This window comes from Dyella nitratireducens (assembly GCF_014642835.1).
In the GTDB taxonomy this organism is placed as follows: domain Bacteria; phylum Pseudomonadota; class Gammaproteobacteria; order Xanthomonadales; family Rhodanobacteraceae; genus Dyella_B; species Dyella_B nitratireducens.
This window is the reverse complement of record NZ_BMJA01000011.1, coordinates 1-2,739: the sequence shown is the minus strand read 5'-3', so window position 1 is coordinate 2,739 and position 2,739 is coordinate 1. Positions and strand designations below refer to the sequence as shown.

Annotated in this window: 3 protein-coding genes and 1 pseudogene; 3 read left to right on the top strand and 1 reads right to left on the bottom strand. The window is 54.0% G+C overall.

Annotated features, from left to right (window positions below):
- A partial coding sequence (locus IEX75_RS24015; protein WP_188798589.1) for an RND family efflux transporter occupies positions 1-545 on the top strand: 545 nt, incomplete at its 5' end.
- A 25-nt stretch (positions 546-570) separates the two neighbouring features.
- On the opposite strand, the pseudogene IEX75_RS24275 reads toward IEX75_RS24015, so the two are convergent.
- Positions 571-884 (bottom strand): annotated as a pseudogene (locus IEX75_RS24275) (sensor histidine kinase); the annotation flags it as partial.
- 237 nt (positions 885-1,121) lie between these two features.
- On the opposite strand from IEX75_RS24275, the gene IEX75_RS24010 reads away from it, so the two are divergent.
- The gene (locus tag IEX75_RS24010) at positions 1,122-2,282 is read left to right on the top strand and encodes an AAA family ATPase (RefSeq protein ID WP_188798588.1); all 1,161 of its coding nucleotides are present in this window, start codon (positions 1,122-1,124) and stop codon (positions 2,280-2,282) included.
- Between the two features lie 147 nt (positions 2,283-2,429).
- Positions 2,430-2,739, top strand: a 310-nt coding sequence (locus IEX75_RS24005; RefSeq protein ID WP_188798587.1) for a hypothetical protein, incomplete at its 3' end; no start/stop codon positions are given.

The following is a 2,739-nucleotide window of genomic DNA, read 5'->3' as shown; positions in this document are numbered from 1 at the left end:
CAGGCGGCGATGGCAATAGTTACGTGCGCATCGGTGACGATCATTATCAGGTGAGTTACGACAAGCAATGGCAGGGCTGGAAGGCCGTCGATCCTAACCGGCCCCACGACTTCAGCAAGAGTGTACCGGTCAAGCTGGATGGCAAGGGAAGTGCGCAAGCGTTGCCCAAGCCGGGGCTCAAAGGTGGCATGGACGATGGTCAGCATCCGAGGGCAGACAAAGAGTCGAGCTCAAATTGGACAAACGAACATGTGACTGAACAAAGAAAATATGCAGCTGAGCAAGGAGTAGTAAAAGCAAGGAGCGCCCTCGAGATAGCTGAGAATGAATACAAGAATGCCAAAGTAAACTACGTGTTTCTTGAAAAGCAGGTGAAAGAACTTAAACAAGTAGTGCCGAATAATCCCAATGGCCGTGCCATCGTGAATGCAGCAAATTTTGACCTTGCGCGTGCCGCAGAAAAAGTGAAAACGACACGTAAAACTCGCGATGAGTCCAAGGCACTCCTTTCAACCGCCGAGGCCAACTTGCGTGCTCTTCGGTAAGCTCCGTTCCATAGAAACCTGATCTTTACACCGCCGGCTCGATGCACACCGGTGGTGTCAATACAAGCTTGAAACAACTCCCATCACCGGCCATACGCACATATTCCCACGCGGCTTGATTGGCCTCTACTATCCGCCTGGCTAGATAAAACCCAAGACCGGTACCGTATTTGTGCGTGATGTAAAACGATTTGAAGATTTACGCCGCCACTTTCGGCGCGATGCCAAGGCCGCGATCACTTCCAGAATCGGCACGCCGTACTCCCTATGCCGCACCACCAGCACACGCGCAGGTTCGCAGGGCATTCAGCCGTAACGCAGTGCGTTCTGCACCAGGTTTCACACCACTTGATGAACTGCCGCGAGCTTGCCATAGACGAGTACCACTCTTAGCGTCGGCTATTTCCCCTATGCTCGTGCTGCCTCGCTGGAGCGCGAGGAACCGTGTCATGGGCACGGTATTTTTATGTATCCGCGATTGAATATGTCTTTCGCATCATTATTTATTAAAAACATCCTTGTTGCGTCAGTCACATCCATCAACCTTATTCCATGTATTAAATAAGGACTTCGATTATGCCAGTCATTCATGGTTCCTTCCATTCGTTTGCTCATTCAAGCGAGCACGGCATCCATTATGATGATCCGTCTCATTCATCCGAGACGAAGCCCGACGGCGGAGGGGAAGGCGGACACATTCCGCTGAAGGTCACGCCGGAGCAAAACTCGTTCACGCCCGCCGCCAGCGGACTTCCCCCCGACAGCACGCCGAGGAAGTCCACGCTGCAAAAGGTCACCTCGCCAACGAAACAGGGGGATTACGTCGTCGATACGAAAGCCCCCGCGGATGCGAACGGGAGCCGGCCGGTCTACCGGCGTGAGAACGACGACATCGGTACGCTCAAACCCACCCAGGAACGCGCCATCCCCGATGGGAAGGGCGGCTGGAAGATGGTGAGCGACGCGGATGCCGCCAAGCCAGCGGGCGCTCCCGCCCTGCCACCGGCGGCCAAGATCGATCCCAAGCAGCTGGGGCCGCTCAACGACAAGGGGGTTTATCCAGGCGGTGATGGCAATAGTTACGTGCGCATCGGTGACGACTACCATCAAGTGAGCTATGACAAGCAGATAGGGAGCTGGATGATGGTGGATCCTGATCGGCCGCATGATTTCAGTAAAAGCGTGCCGGTCAAACTGGATGGCAAGGGGAGTGCGGAAGCGTTGCCTAAGGCAGGGCTCAAAGGTGGCGGCGGACCGTTGCCGTCTGCAGATACACTGCGAGAGCAGCTAAGCCAGGCCCAAAGGAACAAAGAAGTCGCACAGCGCGAAGCTGACACAGCCCAGACTGCGCTCAATCAGGCTGAACAACAAGCTCAGGCCTCCTTGCCGCCATACGAAGCAGCCGATCAACGTACAGAACAAATTTCGTCTGAAATACTGAGATTGGATAGAGAACGTCAACGATTGCAGCAGTCGCATAGGCGCGAACCGGACCCTACGCGACGGGAAAATATCCAGAGCCGTATTGACTCCATCAAACAAGACCTGTCTTCCCAAAATAAAGCGCTTCTCCATGCCAATGAGGAGTTGAACCGGACTTATCAGCAACACGCCGATGACCTTAGGGGGGAAGTTGCAGCACGCCGTACTCTCATCCAAGCTCAACAACGTTTAGTCACCGCTACCCAAGAGTTTGGTCGGCTTCAAAATATAGCCCAAGCCGAACCGTCGCTTTGACGTTAGTCGTATCAATTTGAACAACAGTCGTAATGCCAGTACCGCGATCGATCACTTCCAAAATCGGCATTATTTATTAAAAAACATCCTTGTTGTATCAATCACACCCATCAACCTTATTCCATATATTAAATAAGGACTTCGATTATGCCAGTCATTCATGGCTCCTTCCATTCGTTTGCTCATTCGAGCGAGCATGGCGTTCATTATGATGATCCGTCTCATTCATCCGAGACGAAGCCCGGCGGCGGAGGGGAAGGCGGACACATTCCGGTGAAGGTCACGCCGGAGCAAAACCCGTTCACGTCCGCCGCCAGTGGACTTCCCACCGACAGCACGCCGAAGAAGTCCATGCTGCAAAAGGTCACCTCGCCAACGAAACAGGGGGATTACGTCGTCGATACGAAAGCCCCCGCGGATGCGAACGGGAGCCGGCCGGTCTACCGGCGTGAGAACG

What these genes read in the sequence shown, in the direction of transcription:
- IEX75_RS24010 (WP_188798588.1), top strand. Translation starts at nt 1,122, where the DNA reads ATGCCAGTCATTCATGGTTCCTTCCATTCGTTTGCTCATTCAAGCGAG.